Here is a 16,500-nt window from a genome sequence, read left to right on the forward strand (position 1 = left end):
CAAGGCCCTCGCTCCCGCCGATACGCAGTCCGGCCCGATCGGAATTTGAAGATCCATCGCTTTTCCCTGCAGCTTCATCGCGCTGTCCCATCCCCTGACATGAGAGGAGAATAAAAATGAATTACGATTCGCTCCACCATCCATATCCGTCACGGCGGTCAACGGTCTATGCCAAAAACGGAATGGTTGCCACATCACAGCCCCTTGCTGCCCAAGCCGGACTCTCGATTCTCAGGCAAGGGGGAAATGCTGTTGATGCGGCCATTGCCACAGCCGCCACCCTCACCGTGGTCGAACCCACATCCAATGGAATCGGCGGAGACGCCTTTGCCCTCGTCTGGACAAAAGGAAAACTTCACGGTTTGAATGCCAGCGGTCCGGCGCCGCAACTCCTTTCGGGCGAAAGACTCAAAAAGGCGGGAATCAAAGAGATTCCGAAATACGGATTTATTCCGGTCACCGTTCCCGGAGCACCAGCCGCCTGGGCGGAACTCTCTGCCAGATTCGGGAAACTCCCCTTTGCCGAAGTGCTGCGTCCGGCCATCGACTATGCCGAAACAGGCTATCCGTTAAGTCCGGTTCTGCAAAGTTACTGGTCTCGCGCCTTCCAAACCTATAAGAAACAACTGAGGGGCGAAGAATTTGCCGCCTGGTTTGATACGTTCGCACCGGAAGGAAGAGCTCCGGAGGTCGGGGAGATCTGGCGCTCTGCCGACCACGCGAAAACACTGCAATCAATCGCCGAATCCAAAGCAGAATCTTTTTATCGCGGCGATCTCGCCGAAAAAATCGACTTCTTTTCCCGACAATACGGCGGCTACCTGCGCGCAGAAGACCTCGCCGCCTACAAACCGGAGTGGGTCGAACCGATCCATGTCCGATATCGCGGCTATGAGGTATGGGAAATTCCGCCCAACGGCCAGGGTCTGGTCACCCTGATCGCTTTGAACATCTTAAAAGGCTTCGACTTTGCGGAGCGGGATACGGTCGACACTTTCCATAAACAGATCGAAGCGCTCAAACTGGCATTTGCCGATGGCAAAAAGTATATCGCCGATCCCCGACATATGCGCGTAAAACTGGAAGAGTTATTATCCGACGCCTATGCCGAAGAACGGCGACGCCTGATCGGCAGGGAAGCATTGCTGCCGGAAGCGGGAAAACCGCCCCGGGGTGGAACGGTCTATTTATGTACGGCAGACGGCGAAGGGAACATGGTCTCATTTATCCAGAGCAATTATATGGGATTCGGTTCCGGACTGGTCGTCCCCGGCACCGGAATCGCCCTGCATAACCGCGGCCATAATTTCACCTTGGATGAAACGCATGCCAACTGGTTGCAACCCGGAAAAAAACCGTACCATACGATTATTCCCGGTTTCCTGACAAAAGGAAATAAGCCTGTCGGCCCGTTTGGCGTGATGGGCGGTTTCATGCAACCGCAAGGACATCTGCAAGTAATCATGAATTCCATTGATTTCGGGCTCAATCCTCAGGCCGCCCTGGATGCGCCAAGATGGCAGTGGATCGATGGGAAAACGGTAGAGGTGGAACATTCCACCCCGGCCCATCTGGTCGAAGCTCTGGCCCGGCGCGGTCACGATGTGAGATGGTCGCTGGGCTCCGGCAGTTTTGGACGGGGACAGATCATCTGGCAACAAGAAAACGGCGTGTTGGCAGGAGGAACCGAACCGCGTACCGACGGGCAGATTGCCGCTTGGTAAACCGGTTTCCAGGATATAAAAAAGCTGGTCAACCAATTTTTGTGAAAGGTTGGCCAGCTTTTTCCGATTTGTCCTATTCATCGTGACAATGCAGAAAAACACGCTGTCCCGGCTGAACGAGCAGCAGAAGAGGCAAATCTTCCGGGAAGACGGAACCGACGACATTGACGCGCGGATCAGCCGGCAGATCACGGAGAACGATCTGGACTTCTCCGCGGTACCGCCCGTACTTGTCGTTATCCATCGTTACTGTTCCCCGGGGACGGGCCGTGGTATTGGCCGGCGGAACGGGACCGGGGCTGCGCGTATCCATCAAGCGCAACACATCACGGGCAAAATCGGGACGCAACTGATATTCCCCGCCGGCGAGGGAGGAAGTCCGAATCCGCAGCGGAATGACCCGGTCAAAAGCATAGGCAACAAGTTGTTCCAGCAAGCCTTCGCCTGCATCGGGATCACCCACATACACCTCGTCAACACCATCGCGAAAAAGCTCCACCGCCGCCACAAACGGGTCGAGCTCCCGATGCTTTTCCAGCGTCGGCAAACCTTCAAACAGCGGTCCGCGTTTCTCACCGCGCCCGGGGACAAAGGCGGCAACCCGGATGCCATACTGCCGGAACCGATCAGTCTGGGCTCGGAAAAATCGCTCATCCAAACCGGTTTCGCGGCGCGGATAAAAATTGTGCCAGGCGATCAGCTGCTCCGATGCGATTCCGGAATCCAAAAGCCGCTGCAGATCGGCTTCAGACAGAGTGCTGGCATTGAGCGCAATCTGAAACCGCTCAGCCAAGCAAACCATCGTTTCATAATCAAAATAATCATCGAGCCGGAGTCCGGTCACACCGAGCTCAGACAGTTCTTCCAGCCGTCCAATGCCCAAATGTTGCGGGGTACTGCGGGAAACGTCGGCATAGACGTCAATGCCCATCTCCTTCGCTGTCTGCAACAACATCTTCGCCCGCCCGGCCAAGTCGCCTGACTCCTCCGGGATGTGGAGAGAAGTGAAAGCGCGTGTCACTCCTTTGGAGTGCGCTTCTTCCAACCGTTTCCCAGCCAGTGGATCATTTAAATAAAACGATACACCGATCATGCAAATTCCCCTGCCATTTCATCTTTGAAACCGAACCAGTATGTGAACAGGAACCCGGCGATGTAGGAAATGACCAGTCCGATCAGATAGAACAAAATCTGATGGGCCACCACCAAAAACGTCAGCGGCAAGCCGGAAACGCCAACGGCAATGGTGGCAACTTTGAAATAAGCTTGGAAGGCCCCGCCGATCCCCGCTCCCAGACATGCCGTCAGAAACGGGCGTCCCAGCGGCAATGTGACTCCGAAGATCAGCGGTTCCCCGATCCCGAGCATCCCCGATGGCAAAGCACCGCCCACGGCTCGTTTCAGACGCGCTTTTTTCGTCTTGAAGTAAATGGCGAAGGCTGCTCCCACCTGCCCGGCTCCGCCCATCGCCAAAATCGGCAACAGCGGGTCGCTTCCGGTCGAATTGATCAATTCCAAATGGATCGGCGTCAAGCCCTGATGCAAACCGGTTACCACCAGCGGCAGGAAAGTAGCGCCCAGCACAAAACCGGCAACCGGACCTCCGATGTTTAACACGGCCAACAATCCTTTGGTGATTCCCTCCGAGATCAAGCCGCCGACCGGCATGAAAACAACATAGGTAATCAGTCCCGTAATCAGAAGAGTGAGGGTCGGCGTCACAATAATATCGAGGGAAGCGGGGACAAAACGACGAATCCGTTTTTCAAGGAAAGCCATAAAGATCGCCGCAAACATGACTCCGATCAAACCGCCGCGTCCGGGAACCAGCGTTTCCCCGAACATGCTGATTTTCGCTATATCCGGGTTGATAACCAAAATACCGGCCAATGCCCCCAGCGCCGGTGATCCGCCAAACTCTTTCGCCGCATTCAATCCTACCAAAATGCCCAGATAAGCGAACAAACCCGAACCGATGACAGTCAGTATCGTGGCGACAGGCGACTTGTCCGATAACCAGCCCGCCTGCACAATGGCTTTGGAAATGCCGGAAATCAAGCCCGAAGCGACAAGTGCCGGAATGAGCGGAATAAAGATGCCGGCGATCCGGCGCAGGAACAATTTAAACGGTGTTGCATTTTTTTCCTTCAGCTCCGCTTTTTTGGCGGCTGCTTTCTTTTGCAGATCAATATCCCTTCCCGCCTCCCGGAGCAATCTGCCAAACTCCGCCGAAACCCGGTTCACCACACCCGGTCCGACAATGATTTGCAAAGTATCGGCCTCAACGACCCCCATCACCCCGTCCAAACTCTTCAAAGCTTCTTTGTCCACAAGTTTCCCGTCTATTGGCTTTACGCGGAGTCGGGTCATGCAATGAGTAAAAGAATCAACATTATCCGGCCCGCCAAACAGCTCCAAAATTTTACGGGCGAGCACTTGATGTTTCTTTTCTTGGGCCATGGTTGGTCCTCCTCTCCTATTGTAAGCGCTTTAATTTCACCGCTTGTTTTTCCCGGTCAGCTTGCGAATCGCTTCCCGGGTCTTGTCAATCGATTTCACTGTTTGCTCATACTGAGCAGTCGCCAGGCAAAAAAACAAAATATCAATCATGTGAAGCTGGGCCAGACGGGAAGAAGCCGCCGCGCTGCGAAAAGGTGCTTCGTTCTGATACGAGGTATGCAGACGGATGTCGGACAAAGAGGACACTGTCGACACGCCGTAATTGGTTAAGCTGATCGTCGGGATGCGCTGTTCTTTGGCCAGTGTCACTATTTTGACCACCTCCGGCGTCTCTCCGGAGAAGGAAATGGCAAACAGCACATCCTGTTCATCCGCATTGGCGAGCAGAGTGGCCACCAGGTGCAGATCGGAAAAGGCTGTCGCCGCCTTGTTGATGCGCAGCAGCTTCTGCTGGGCGTCAGCCGCGATAATCCCTGAAGCCCCCACACCGAAAAAGTGGATGTTTTTCGCCTTCAAGAGCACCTGTACAGCGCGTTCCAGCTCCTCGTAATTGATGATATCGGCAGTATCGCGCAAACTTTGCAGGCTGTTGTTCGTCAATTTTTGCACGATGGAGTACATCGATTCATCAGGATCAATATCCCGATATCCCTGTTCGGGCGACTTCAGCAGATCGCCGGCAATCCGCATCTTCAACTCGCCAAAACCTCTCAGCCCCAGCGATTTGCAAAGGCGAATCACCGCGGCGCTGCTCGTGTTTGTTGCTACTCCCAACTGATGGACTGTCTGATTGAGCGCTTCATGGGGATGTTGCAAAATGTATGCGGCGATCTTCCGTTCCGAGGGAGGCAACTGCTCCAGCATGCCGGCAATCATCTTCAATCCGCCTGTCGTCACTGCCTTTTGCCTCCCAGCACAATCGCTTGCCTTACGTAGCCCTGCGCCCTGTGCAGCAGTTCGGTTGCCTCCTCATAGGAAACACCGGCTTCAATCATAACAATCGCCGTTTTGACTTCGTGGTTGGCCTGTTCCAGCGACGTTTTGGCCTCTTCATAGGAAACGCCGGTCACGGTGCAAATGATGCTGATCGCTCTCTCTTTCAGTTTGTAATTGCTGATATTCACGTCCACCATTAAATTTTCGTATACTTTCCCCAGACGGATCATGGCCGTCGTCGAGATCATATTGAGAATCATTTTTTGTGCCGTACCTGCTTTCATCCGGGTCGAACCGGTCAGTACCTCGGGTCCGACGATCACTTCAATGCGATGATCGGCCACTTGGCTGATTCGGGCCTGTTCGTTGCAGGAGAGGGCCACCGTTTTCGCCCCGATGCTGCGCGCATAGCGGAGAGCGCCGATAACATAAGGGGTGCGTCCGCTGGCGGCGATGCCGATCACGGTATCCTTGGACGTAAGACTGATCCTCTGCAAGTCCTGCTCCCCCAATTCTTCTTTGTCCTCAGCTCCTTCCACCGCCTTGACAAAAGCTTTTTCCCCGCCGGCCATCAACCCTTGCACCATTTCCGGCGCCGTACTGAACGTCGGCGGACATTCAACGGCATCAAGCACACCGAGCCGACCGCTGGTTCCGGCACCGACATAGATGAGCCGGCCACCCTGTTTCAACGAATCATAAGCGTATTCAACGGCCACTTCCACATCCGGAAGCACTTCCCGAACAGCCAGGGCCACTTTTTGATCTTCTTCGTTGATCAGCTTCAGGATGTCAATCGTACTCGCCTGATCGATCTGCATGCTGTTTGGGTTTCGCTTTTCGGTTGTAAGTGCGTGTAATCGTTCTTTCATAAACATTAGCCTCCGGTCTCCATAAAAGCTGAATAAGAAATGTATCCGTTTTCATTTTCATTATACCACGTTTGAAACAAAATTTTATTCATAATATGTCATTGTTCGAAATTTTATTTTAAAGATCCCAAACGAGCAGATCAGAAAAATGCAGAACCAAAAAGTGCCGGATTGGCCTGTATAATGCGATTTGACATGGTTCCGGCGACCGGAAAAACAAATCCATGTTTACCTGTATCCAATCCCGGGTAATAAATGAGAGAACAGGTGTTGTTATTGATTCTCCCCTCAACACGGGAAGAAAAAAACCCGCCTGACCGAAGACAAGTGGAACAGAGTGATTTCTTGCGCTCTGTTCCTTTTTTTTTGGCGGACAGAAAAGGAGGCTGAACATGAAAGAACAAATCCGCGAGATGAACGTCATCAAAGGGATATGCATCCTGGCCGTGGCCGTCATTCATGCAACGGGCACATTTCTCTCATTTTCCGCTGAGCCGGGCAACATTTACTTTTATCTCAATCATTTAAGCCGATTTAGCGTTCCCGTCTTTTTTCTCTCCTCGGGGTTGCTTCTCTTCTACCAATATCACGATCGCGAACCGTTTCCCCTGTGGAATTTCTGGCGAAAGCGAAGTGCGTTCATCCTGTCGCCGTTTCTCATCTGGTCACTGATCTATACCGCCTACCTCTGGTGGGACAACCCCCACAACCTCACAGGCACTGTGACGGACAATCTCATCAAAATCCTGCTGGGCCAGGGATATTACCATCTTTACTTTCTCTTTGTTCTCGTTCAACTTTATTTCCTGTTTCCTCTTCTGTTGAAAGGATTTAAAAAGCTGCCCGATTCATTGATCCTGGTGCTGACCCTGTGGGTCTCCATCCTCGCCTTAAGCTTCAACTGGAATGAATGGACATCGGTCTGGGGCATTTCCGTCGATGAATACAACATTCGCCGTTTCTTTCCCGTTTGGTTGTTCTATTTTGCGTTTGGCGGATGGTTGGGAATGAACTGGCAGAAGGTCCGGAAACAGCTGAACAGCATCTCCTTGTCGGCAATTGCCCTGACTGCCATTCTGCTTGCTTTTCTGATGACCTTGGAAGTCGGATTGGAAAACCGGAGCGGATTTTATTCTCTGGTTACCGTTCCTTATGCGATTACGCTTTTTGTGCTGGTCTACCGGCTTGCCCGGCAGTTTTCTCTCAAAGGAATCTCTCTCATCGGCCGCCACTCGTTCGGCGTCTATCTCATGCATCCGATGGTTCAGGCGCTCTGGGTTAAGTTCCAACTGGTTCCCAAGCCATTCTACGGTTTTCTCTGGCTGCTTGCCGCCATGATCTCCCTTCCGCTGCTAATCACAATGGGGCTGCATCGTTTCCGGCCGGGAGCATATCTGGTCGGAAAATGAACAAGGACTGCTGGCAAAATGGAATGTCAGCAGTCCTTTCATTTACTCCGGGCTCCGGATCCTTATTTGGGCTGCATGCGGATCGCTCCGTCCAAACGGATGGTTTCACCGTTTAACATCGGATTTTCCACGATGGATTGAACCAGCCGCGCATATTCATCCGGCAACCCGAGCCGCGGCGGGAATGGAACCATCTTTCCCAGCGATTCCCGTGCTTCTTGTGGCAGTGACGCAAACAGAGGCGTATCGAACAGTCCAGGGGCAATGGTCATCACCCGGATTCCATACCGGGCCAGTTCCCTGGCAATCGGCAGTGTCATGCCAACAATCCCTCCTTTGGACGCACTGTAGGCCGCCTGCCCGATCTGTCCGTCAAACGCGGCCACGGAAGCTGTATTGACAATCACCCCCCGTTCCCCTCCTTCATTTGGCAAATTGGCTGACATTTTCTCCGCGGCGAGACGGATCACGTTAAACGTGCCAATGAGATTCACCTGGATTGTTTTCACAAAAGAGGAAAGCGCATGCGGCCCTTTTTTCCCCAACACTTTTTCGGCTACGGCCACCCCTGCGCAGTTGACGACGATATCGATTTTGCCGAACCGTTCCTCAATCCGGTTGACCACTTGCCTGACAGATGCTTCATCTGCCACGTCCGCCGTGAGGAAGAAAGCATCATCTCCTAACTCCGCCGCCAATTTTGCCCCCTTCTCCTCTGCGAGATCGACAATAGCCGCTTTTCCTCCTTCCGCCACCAAACGCCGCACCGTCGCCTCTCCCAGACCCGATGCGCCGCCGGTCACCAGGGCGACACAATCTTTGATTTTCATTCCGACTTCCTCCTCCCCGTCCGTTAAACAAGCCGTTCAATAATGGTTGCGTTCGCCATGCCAAGACCTTCACACATGGTCTGTAACCCGTAACGCCCGCCGCGCCGTTCCAGTTCATGCATCATGGTTGTCATCAACCGGGCCCCCGATGCCCCGAGCGGGTGTCCGAGAGCAATCGCTCCCCCGTTGGGATTCAGTTTTTCCGGATCGGCACCGGTTTCCTTCAGCCAGGCAAGCGGAACCGGTGCAAACGCTTCGTTTACTTCAAACACATCGATCTCACTCAGGGTGAGGCCCGCCTTTTCCAATACTTTTTTCGTCGCCGGGATCGGTCCGGTGAGCATCAGCGTCGGGTCCGATCCGACCACAGCGCGTGCCAGAACGCGAAAACGCGGTTTTAACCCGAGTTGTTCGGCTTTGTCACGGGACATGATCAGCAAAGCCGCCGCACCGTCACTGATCTGGCTTGAGTTACCCGCATGAATCAGCCCGTTTTCCTGAAATGAAGGAGAAAGCGCTCTCATCTTTTCCATTGAAGTATCTTCCCGCGGTCCCTCATCCTTGTCTACAATTATCTTTCCTTTGTCTGGCAAAGTAACTTCCAGAGGCAAAATCTCTTGTTGAAAACGCCCGTCCTTCTGCGCCTTCACGGCTTTTTCGTGGCTGTTCAAAGAAAATTCATCCAATTGCGCGCGGCTGAAACCCCATTTTGCGGCAATCCTTTCCGCCGATAATCCCTGGTTGATGATTTCATAGCGGGAAGTGAGCTTCTCGCTGTATTCCGCCCCCTGCATATTGGAAAACATGGGAACGCGGGACATGCTCTCGACCCCTGCCGCCACCACCACATCCATATCCCCGCTCATAATCGCTTGGGCCGCGAAATGAACGGCCTGCTGACTGGAACCGCACTGCCGGTCAATCGTCGTTCCGGGCACTTCCACCGGGTAACCGGCGATCAAGGCAGCGATTCTCCCGATATCGCCCGCCTGTTCCCCCACCTGGGAAACACAGCCCATGATCACGTCTTCCACCATCTCAGGGGAAATGCCGGCTCGCTCGACTACCGCCCTTAACACCATCGCGGCCAGTTCATCGGGGCGGATACCGCTTAAAACCCCGTTTCGGCGCCCAATCGGCGTTCTTACTGCTTCCACGATCACTGCTTCGCGCACATCAATCTCTCCTTCTCCATTTCTCTAAATAATGTTTTCCTCCCGAAAACGCAAGATTTGTTCCTCGTTATACCCCAATTCCTGCAAATACTCTTGGTTATGCTCACCCAAGGAGGGAGCAAAAGAGCGGATCGTCCCCGCCGCTTCCGACAGTTTGATCGGAATCCCCGGAAGCCGGACGTTTCCGACTGAGGGATGTTTCGTGTCCTCGATCATCCGGCGATGGAGCACCTGCGGGTCACGCACCATTTCATCCATATTCAAAACCGGTGAGACACAGGCGTCTTTTCCGGCAAAAACATTCATCCAGTGCGACAGCGTCTGTTTTTTGATCGCGGCGGCAATGATCTTTTTCATCTCCTCCTGTTCCGCTGGCGTTGCCTGTAAACGGGGGATCAGATCTCCCCTGCCGATTCCGTGGCAAAAGTTTTTCCAAAACTTGGGCTCGAGCGCACCCACTGCCAAATACCGATGATCTGCCGTTTCATAAACGCTGTAACAAGCCAGCCCGCCCGACAGGGGCAATTCCCCCCGTACCGGTTCCTTCCCTGTCGCCAGATAATGCGGGAGAATTGTCTGCATCCAGGAAATAACCCCGTCCAACATTGAAATATCCACCAGTTGTCCCCTTCCGGTCTGATCACGGGCACGCAAGGCCAAAAGAATTCCAGCGACCGCCATCATTGCCCCGCCCCCGAGATCGGCAATCTGCACCGCGGGCAGAACCGGTTTTCCTTCTCTTTCACCTTGCAATGCCAACAACCCGGCATAGCTGATGTAATTGAGGTCATGCCCTGCCTGGTCGGCATACGGGCCGTCCTGACCATAACCGGTAATGGCGCAATAGATCAACCCGGGGTTGATTTTTTTCAAGGCATCATATCCAAGCCCCAGTCGCTCCATCGTACCTGGACGGAAGGATTCGATTACAACATCTGCCCGCTGCACCATTTCCCGGAAAATATTCTTGCCTGCCTCTGTCTTCAAATTAAGGGTGACGCTTTTTTTATTGCGGTTGAGAGAGGCGAAGAGCGCACTTTCCCCGTTCCATTCGTTCCCGTACCACCTGGCGTAATCGCCCAGGCCGGGCTCTTCAATCTTGATCACCTCCGCGCCAAAGTCCGCCAAAAGCATGGTACAATACGGCCCTGGCAACAGGCGGGTCAGGTCAAGCACACGCAGAGATGAAAGCGGCAATGGCACTTGCGAATCCCCCTCTTTCGCTTCTCATAAACCGAGGCGTTTGGCGATAATGGTTTTCATGATCTCATTGGTGCCCGCATAGATGGCGGAAACCGGGATATCGCGGTAACGGCGCGCGATCGGATACTCTTCCATGTATCCATACCCGCCATGGAATTGCAGGCACTCGGCAGCCACTCGCTTGGCCATTTCCGTCTGCCACCATTTGGCCATCGATACCCGGGTCACCAGATCTTCTCCTGCCATGTGTGCGGCAATCAATTGATCGAGAAACGCCCGCCCCACCTCAATCTCTGTCGCCATTTCGGCAATTTTGAACTGTGTGTTTTGAAATTGGCTGACCGGTTGTCCGAACGCCTTGCGCGTTTTTACATAATCAATGGTCATCCTGAGCATCTCTTCCGCCGCCACCTGTGCACAGATCGCTACCACCAGGCGCTCCTGTTGCAGCTTTTCCATCATGTACGCAAATCCTTTTCCTTCTTCCCCCAGCAAATTTGCGGCCGGAACCCGGCATTGATCAAAAATGAGTTCCGCCGTATCCTGACAGTGAAGCCCCATTTTGTTCAGCTTTCTTCCCCTGAAAAATCCCGGAGTACCCCGTTCCACCAAAATGAGGCTGATTCCTGTATGTTTGGGCCTTGCATCGGGATCGGTCTTGACGGCAACGAGAACCAGATCCGCTGAAATTCCGTTGGTGATAAAAGTTTTCTGCCCATTGATCACAAATTCGTCGCCGTCGCGGATCGCGCTCGTCTGAATGTTAGCCAGATCGGAACCCGCTCCCGGCTCGGTCATGGCGATGGCCGTGATAATATCCCCGTTGGCGCATCCCGGCAACCAACGGCGTTTCTGCTCCTCCGTACCGTAGGCAACGATGTAAGGAACGACGATATCATTATGAAGTCCGATCCCGACAAGTCCGGAACCGATGCGTTCCAATTCCTCATTGATCACCACAGAGTAGCCCCAGTCGACTCCCGAACCGCCGTATTGCTCCTCCAGACCCGGACACAGATACCCTTGATTCCCCATTTTTCTCCAGAAAGAGCGGGGAATTTCGCGATTCTTCTCCCACTGATCATAAAAGGGAGCCGCCTCTTTTTGCAGAAATTTGCGCAGGGATTGGCGAAAGAGCTGGTGATCTTCTGTCAGGTACGGATGGTTCATTCCTCTCCCCTCCCTCATTCGGGCTGTTTATTGCCACGATCCACTCCTTAATAGAAACTTCTGAATCTTACCGCTGGCATTGCGCGGAAGTTGTCCGACAAAAACATATCTCCGGGGCCGTTTGTACCGGGCCAGCTTTCCGCTTTCCTGGCAAAAGCGATCCAATTCATCGGCCGTGAGATCCGGATTTTTTTTGACCACATAAGCCACCACCCGCTGCCCCCACTTCTCATCCGCTTCTCCCAGGACAGCCACATCCAGCACCCCGGGGTGTTCATGCAACAAATCCTCCACTTCCCGAGGATAAATATTTTCTGCACCGCTGATAATCATGTCATCCACCCGGTCGGCGACCCACAGATAGCCGTCTTCATCGACATAACCCAAATCCCCAGAATGGTACCAGCCTTTGTACATCGCTCTGGCTGTAGCCTCTTCCCGTTTGTAATACCCCATCATCATGCACGGCCCGCGCATGATAATTTCGCCGACATTTCCGGGTTCCAGCACATCATCCGGTTCTGACGGCGCTCCTTCCCGCACTTGGACCACGCGAATTTCATGGCCGAGGCACGCTTTCCCGGCTGATCCCGCCTTGCTCAGCTGTTCGTCCTCGAATAAAAAGGTGACCGCAGGCCCCATTTCCGTCATGCCATAAGCCTGAATCAGATCAATGCCCAACTTTTCCCGGCAGGAGCGCACCAGTGCCGGAGCCATCGGAGCCCCTCCGTAAAAACCGAGGCGCAGAGATCCCAGACGATTGTAGTCAAATTTCTCCTGCAACAACATATTCCACATGGTCGGAGCAGCAAAAAAGTAGGAAATTTTCTCATCAGCAACAATCTGCCATACTTGTTTTGGAGCAAAATGATGCATGATCACCTGGCTGGCGCCGACCATAACACGGGGCAAAAAGCAACAGTGCAGTTCGGCACAGTGAAACATCGGCGCGACGGTCAATCCACGATCTTTCGCCGTCAGCCGTTTGGCTCCGATCACAATCATACCCTGCTCCACCATAGTCCGGTGGGAGTGCATGACGCCCTTGGGCTTTCCGGTCGTCCCGCTGGTATACATGATCGCGTAGAGATCCTCTTCCGATACATCTGCATCGGGCCGGGTATCGGACGCAGCGAGAACCTGCTGATGATAATCAACCGCATAGTCAGGAGGATCAGAGTCAATAAACCAGAAGGCGGTTCCCGGGAAGCCTTTGTGAACCGCGGCAACGCAGGGCTCAACAGCCTGTTCAAACAACACGATTTTCGGTTCGGCATCCTGTAAAATAAACGCGATTTCCTCAGCAGACAGGCGAAAATTGACCGGATTGAAAACGGCGCCGATCTTGGCACAAGCGAGGAGGGAAGTGGCCAGCTCTTCCGTGTTATAAAGGTACGCAGTAACCCTGTCCCCTTTGCGCACACCGGCTGCCAGAAAAGCATTGGCTGCCCTGTTCACCTCACGGTCCCACTCTCTGTACGTCAAACGCCGTCCCTTCCTGACATCATAAACCGCTTCCTTCTGCGGAAATTTGCTGACTGTTTGCTCAAACATCCGCCCAATGGTAGGATGCATCTGGTTCCCTCCCCCAAATCGGATCGCCTGATCTCTCCTGATTCTTTTTCAAATCACTATTCATTAATTTCTTTATATTATGAAACCATTTCTATGATTATTGTAACAAAAAATGAAAAACTGTGTCGTTAACTTCTGAAAGAAAAAGCCGGGCCCGCAAACCCAGCCCAGCTTGTTTTATCTTTCAAAGGGGATCGGTACTATTCTGCGGCAACCTTTACAACCAGGGAGCCGGAAGCAAAAAGCGGCACCAATCCACAACCTCGGAAGAGTCCAAACTTAACTTTTTACTGTGGAATCCGCAGCGGATTTTGCAACTCTCTTTTTATTTTTTTCGGATCGAGAGACATCGGCTCATCCGGGGTGACGCGGATGATTTCCGGCAGTGTGGTTGGCGGAGCGGCTACTTTCCGCCTCAGCGCATTAACATGAGCTGGAGCATAGATTGCCACTGTGATTCTCCCGTTTTGAGTCTTCGCCGCAATTCTGATTGGAACGTTTAATTGATTTTGAAACTTGAAATCAGGTTCTTTCCAGGAAACAGTGGCATCCCTTCCTTTCGGCACATATGTAACAACATGACTGTGGCTCACCCGTTCAATAATGCGCAACCCGGCAGCATCCGCGGCATTGTACAAAGTGGAAGAGGTTTGGCAGACCCCGCCGCCGATTCCTTCCGTATACTCTCCTTTCACAATCTCCGGAGCAGGCAAATATCCGCGTTGAGGCGTCCGCTTTCCCACCACCTGATTAAAGGAAAACACCTCTCCCACATTCAGCACATGGCCGTTAATCGCCTCGCTTGACAGTTGGATATTGTGGACGCGATTCGTCTTGGTCTGGTCAAAAAAAGTTGCATAGGAAGCGAGCAGCTTGTCTCCCGTATTGAGCAAATCAAGCGTTTCCAGCCTCCCGTCCCTTGTCGGAACGCTCACTTCCGTTTGCTTCGGAGGAGCCTGGTTCCCGGTTTGATTTTGCTTCAACGCACAGCCGGATCCCAAAAAAAGCGCACACAGAATAAAAATCGCCCAGCGCTTCATTTTCAACCTCCTTCCTGCTAAAGGTAATTTTCTCCCCATCCATCAAAAAAATGTAAAGAGCCCAGATTCCCGCATGGGGAAAATGGGCTTTGCCGGAAACCGCGATCAATGAAAAAAGGATCGAAAAAAGCGCACTTGCGGCTCATCGCCTTTGTTTTTCACTTCGGCCAGAGCCGCCCGGTAAAACCGGTATGCGTTCATATGGGGACCACCCGGATTCATGTAGCGTTTCCGAAATTCAACCGAATTGACATCTTCCACCAGCTTCAGCCCGTGTGATTCCAGATAGGCGGGAAGTTCTTCGGGAACCATCCCGAACGTCCACGGCTCATCAATCCATGTCAGCAACCGGTAGATCCGCCGCGTCTCCGGGCTGCTTGCCAATGTGTCAATCGCCTGCTTATGGACGTAGGTAAAAAGGATAAAACTCCCCGGCGCCGCCGTGCTGATAAATCGCAGCGTCAGATCGACCGCTTGTTCAATCAGATAGTTGGTCACCCCTTCCCAAATGAAAAAGGCGGGCCGGGTTAAATCAAATCCCGCCTTCAGCAACGTATCTTCCAATTTTTGAACATTCAGATCCGTCTCTACAAACGTCACTTTCCGCGTCCGGCGCTTGAGCACCCGCTTCAGCTTTTTTTGCTTGACCGACAGGGTTTGCGGTTGGTCCACTTCAAAAACATGCACCCGCTCAATATCCGCAATCCGATAAGCGCGGCTGTCATATCCCGAGCCCAATATGACCACTTGTTCAATTCCTTTTTCCAATGCATTTGTCAGATGATCATCAATCAGCCGGGTGCGGGCCACCCCGGATGCTCTTGCCCCCGGGCCAAAACAATCGACGAGAAAGGGAACCACTTTCCCGAACAACGGTACCCGTGACAGGCAGGAAGCCACCTGCAAGGGAAGGCTTAAAAATCTCACTGCAAACGGGTCTTCAAACAAGCGCCTCTCTTTCGGAAAGGAATACTCCAGCGCCCGAAAAAAAGCGACGAACTCAGCCGTCTTACTCGCCCGGGCGCTTTTTCGCCTCTTATGGCTCATCAGTCCTTTCCACCTCCCATTAAGGAGAATAACCAGGCAATCAATGAGAAGATCATTTTTCATTCATATGTTCTTTTTCTTGCATTATGTTCTCCCGACAATCGGCCGAGGCAAGCAAAAAAAATGGAATGGCATTCTGAACAGATTCGGAACACCATTCCATCACCATCTCTTTTTTAACCATTCACGATCTCTCCGCCATTCACATGGAGAATCTGCCCGGTCATATAAGAAGAATCATCCGATGCCAGAAAAACATAGGCCGGGGCCAGTTCCACCGGTTGTCCGGGTCTTCCCATCGGGGTATCGGTGCCGAACTTGGCCACCTGGTCGGCCGGAAAAGTGGACGGAATCAGCGGCGTCCAGATTGGCCCCGGGGCCACGCCATTGACGCGAATTCCCCTTTTCACCAGGGAGAGCGCCAATGAACGGGTAAATGAGACAATCGCTCCCTTCGTTGCCGAGTAATCGATTAATTGCTCATTTCCCTTGTAAGCAGTCACCGAAGTTGTGTTAATAATGGCGCTTCCTTGCTTTAAATGCGGGGAAGCGGCCTTGACAAAATAAAAAAACGAAAAGAGATTCGTTCGGAACGTTTTTTCCAGCTGAGCCTGAGTAATCTGTTCCACTCCCGACTGCGGTGTCTGCTCAGCAGCATTATTTACCAGAATGTCCAGCCGGCCCAGCTCTCTCACCACTTCGGTGACAACCTGTCCGCAAAACGATTCGTCGCCAATGTCACCGGCAAACGCCAACAATCGCCGGCCCAACCCTTCCACATACCGTTTTGTCTCCGCGGCATCGCTCTCTTCATTCAAATAAACAATCGCCACATCAGCCCCCTCTTTGGCAAAAGCCACGGCGACCGCCCTGCCGATCCCGCTGTCCCCTCCGGTGATCAAAGCCACTTTTCCCGCAAGTTTGCCACACCCGGGGCGGTCGGGCCGATCAAACACCGGCCGCGGATCCATTTCCGCTTCCAGTCCGGGTCGCCTCTCCTGATGCTGCGGCGGAAGAATGGGCTTGGACTTCGTTTGACTTTGTTTGGACAATTTCTTT

At 53.0% G+C, this 16,500-nt stretch carries 15 protein-coding genes; 2 read left to right on the forward strand and 13 right to left on the reverse strand.

Annotated features, from left to right (window positions below; translation table 11 throughout):
* The first annotated feature begins 116 nt into the window (after nt 1-116).
* Nucleotides 117-1,724, forward strand: coding sequence for a gamma-glutamyltransferase family protein (locus tag I8U18_RS05800; RefSeq protein WP_198055075.1), 1,608 nt, complete (start codon nt 117-119; stop codon nt 1,722-1,724).
* Between the two features lie 73 nt (nt 1,725-1,797).
* On the opposite strand, the gene I8U18_RS05805 is transcribed toward I8U18_RS05800, so the two are convergent.
* Genes I8U18_RS05805 through murQ form a run of 4 tightly spaced genes read right to left on the reverse strand, consistent with a single transcriptional unit; the run spans nt 1,798 to nt 5,992 of the window.
* Nucleotides 1,798-2,817: a MupG family TIM beta-alpha barrel fold protein gene (locus I8U18_RS05805; protein WP_198055076.1), complete on the reverse strand. Its 1,020-nt coding sequence runs from the start codon at nt 2,815-2,817 to the stop codon at nt 1,798-1,800.
* Nucleotides 2,814-4,184, reverse strand: coding sequence for a PTS transporter subunit EIIC (locus I8U18_RS05810; RefSeq protein WP_033099295.1), 1,371 nt, complete (start codon nt 4,182-4,184; stop codon nt 2,814-2,816). The genes I8U18_RS05805 and I8U18_RS05810 overlap by 4 nt, the downstream gene beginning before the upstream one ends.
* 36 nt (nt 4,185-4,220) lie before the next feature.
* Nucleotides 4,221-5,081, reverse strand: coding sequence for a MurR/RpiR family transcriptional regulator (locus I8U18_RS05815; RefSeq protein ID WP_198055077.1), 861 nt, complete (start codon nt 5,079-5,081; stop codon nt 4,221-4,223).
* On the reverse strand, nt 5,078-5,992 hold the full coding sequence (murQ, locus tag I8U18_RS05820) for an N-acetylmuramic acid 6-phosphate etherase (RefSeq protein WP_198055078.1): 915 nt from the start codon (nt 5,990-5,992) through the stop codon (nt 5,078-5,080). Before murQ ends, I8U18_RS05815 begins: the two co-directional genes overlap by 4 nt.
* Nucleotides 5,993-6,384: 392 nt before the next feature.
* On the opposite strand from murQ, the gene I8U18_RS05825 reads away from it, so the two are divergent.
* Entirely contained in the window at nt 6,385-7,401 is a 1,017-nt protein-coding gene (locus I8U18_RS05825; RefSeq protein ID WP_198055079.1) for an acyltransferase, read from the forward strand.
* Between the two features lie 62 nt (nt 7,402-7,463).
* Here I8U18_RS05825 and I8U18_RS05830 read toward each other — a convergent pair whose 3' ends face one another.
* From I8U18_RS05830 to I8U18_RS05865, 9 genes are all read right to left on the reverse strand, one after another.
* Nucleotides 7,464-8,231 carry a 3-hydroxyacyl-CoA dehydrogenase gene (locus I8U18_RS05830; protein ID WP_033099298.1) on the reverse strand — a complete coding sequence of 256 codons (768 nt, stop codon included), beginning with the start codon at nt 8,229-8,231 and terminating at the stop codon, nt 7,464-7,466.
* A 23-nt stretch (nt 8,232-8,254) separates the two neighbouring features.
* Nucleotides 8,255-9,406, reverse strand: a complete 1,152-nt coding sequence (locus tag I8U18_RS05835; protein WP_033099299.1) for a thiolase family protein — start codon at nt 9,404-9,406, stop codon at nt 8,255-8,257.
* A 24-nt stretch (nt 9,407-9,430) separates the two neighbouring features.
* On the reverse strand, nt 9,431-10,609 hold the full coding sequence (locus I8U18_RS05840) for a CaiB/BaiF CoA transferase family protein (protein WP_370589373.1): 1,179 nt from the start codon (nt 10,607-10,609) through the stop codon (nt 9,431-9,433).
* 24 nt (nt 10,610-10,633) lie between these two features.
* Entirely contained in the window at nt 10,634-11,779 is a 1,146-nt protein-coding gene (locus I8U18_RS05845) for an acyl-CoA dehydrogenase family protein (protein ID WP_198055080.1), read from the reverse strand.
* Nucleotides 11,780-11,806: 27 nt separating this feature from the next.
* Entirely contained in the window at nt 11,807-13,354 is a 1,548-nt protein-coding gene (locus I8U18_RS05850; protein ID WP_198055081.1) for a fatty acid--CoA ligase, read from the reverse strand.
* A 287-nt stretch (nt 13,355-13,641) separates the two neighbouring features.
* Nucleotides 13,642-14,394, reverse strand: a complete 753-nt coding sequence (locus tag I8U18_RS05855) for a VanW family protein (RefSeq protein WP_052153874.1) — start codon at nt 14,392-14,394, stop codon at nt 13,642-13,644.
* A 105-nt stretch (nt 14,395-14,499) separates the two neighbouring features.
* Nucleotides 14,500-15,441, reverse strand: coding sequence for a class I SAM-dependent methyltransferase (locus I8U18_RS05860; protein WP_052153875.1), 942 nt, complete (start codon nt 15,439-15,441; stop codon nt 14,500-14,502).
* A gap of 52 nt (nt 15,442-15,493) precedes the next feature.
* Nucleotides 15,494-15,625: a hypothetical protein gene (locus I8U18_RS17980; RefSeq protein WP_255517793.1), complete on the reverse strand. Its 132-nt coding sequence runs from the start codon at nt 15,623-15,625 to the stop codon at nt 15,494-15,496.
* A complete protein-coding gene (locus I8U18_RS05865) occupies nt 15,618-16,493 on the reverse strand; it encodes an SDR family oxidoreductase (protein ID WP_033099303.1) in 876 nt (291 codons plus the stop codon). The genes I8U18_RS17980 and I8U18_RS05865 overlap by 8 nt, the downstream gene beginning before the upstream one ends.
* Nucleotides 16,494-16,500: the final 7 nt, after the last annotated feature.

Origin of the sequence: Thermoactinomyces sp. CICC 10522, assembly GCF_016055075.1 — a bacterium.
Taxonomy (GTDB): domain Bacteria; phylum Bacillota; class Bacilli; order Thermoactinomycetales; family Thermoactinomycetaceae; genus Thermoactinomyces_A; species Thermoactinomyces_A daqus.

Coding starts and splice junctions, on each gene's coding strand:
- I8U18_RS05800 (WP_198055075.1), top strand. CDS start 117: ATGAATTACGATTCGCTCCACCATCCATATCCGTCACGGCGGTCAACG.
- I8U18_RS05805 (WP_198055076.1), bottom strand. CDS start 2,817: ATGATCGGTGTATCGTTTTATTTAAATGATCCACTGGCTGGGAAACGG.
- I8U18_RS05810 (WP_033099295.1), bottom strand. CDS start 4,184: ATGGCCCAAGAAAAGAAACATCAAGTGCTCGCCCGTAAAATTTTGGAG.
- murQ (WP_198055078.1), bottom strand. CDS start 5,992: ATGAAAGAACGATTACACGCACTTACAACCGAAAAGCGAAACCCAAAC.
- I8U18_RS05825 (WP_198055079.1), top strand. CDS start 6,385: ATGAAAGAACAAATCCGCGAGATGAACGTCATCAAAGGGATATGCATC.
- I8U18_RS05830 (WP_033099298.1), bottom strand. CDS start 8,231: ATGAAAATCAAAGATTGTGTCGCCCTGGTGACCGGCGGCGCATCGGGT.
- I8U18_RS05845 (WP_198055080.1), bottom strand. CDS start 11,779: ATGAACCATCCGTACCTGACAGAAGATCACCAGCTCTTTCGCCAATCC.
- I8U18_RS05850 (WP_198055081.1), bottom strand. CDS start 13,354: ATGCATCCTACCATTGGGCGGATGTTTGAGCAAACAGTCAGCAAATTT.
- I8U18_RS05855 (WP_052153874.1), bottom strand. CDS start 14,394: ATGAAGCGCTGGGCGATTTTTATTCTGTGTGCGCTTTTTTTGGGATCC.
- I8U18_RS05860 (WP_052153875.1), bottom strand. CDS start 15,441: ATGAGCCATAAGAGGCGAAAAAGCGCCCGGGCGAGTAAGACGGCTGAG.
- I8U18_RS17980 (WP_255517793.1), bottom strand. CDS start 15,625: ATGGTTAAAAAAGAGATGGTGATGGAATGGTGTTCCGAATCTGTTCAG.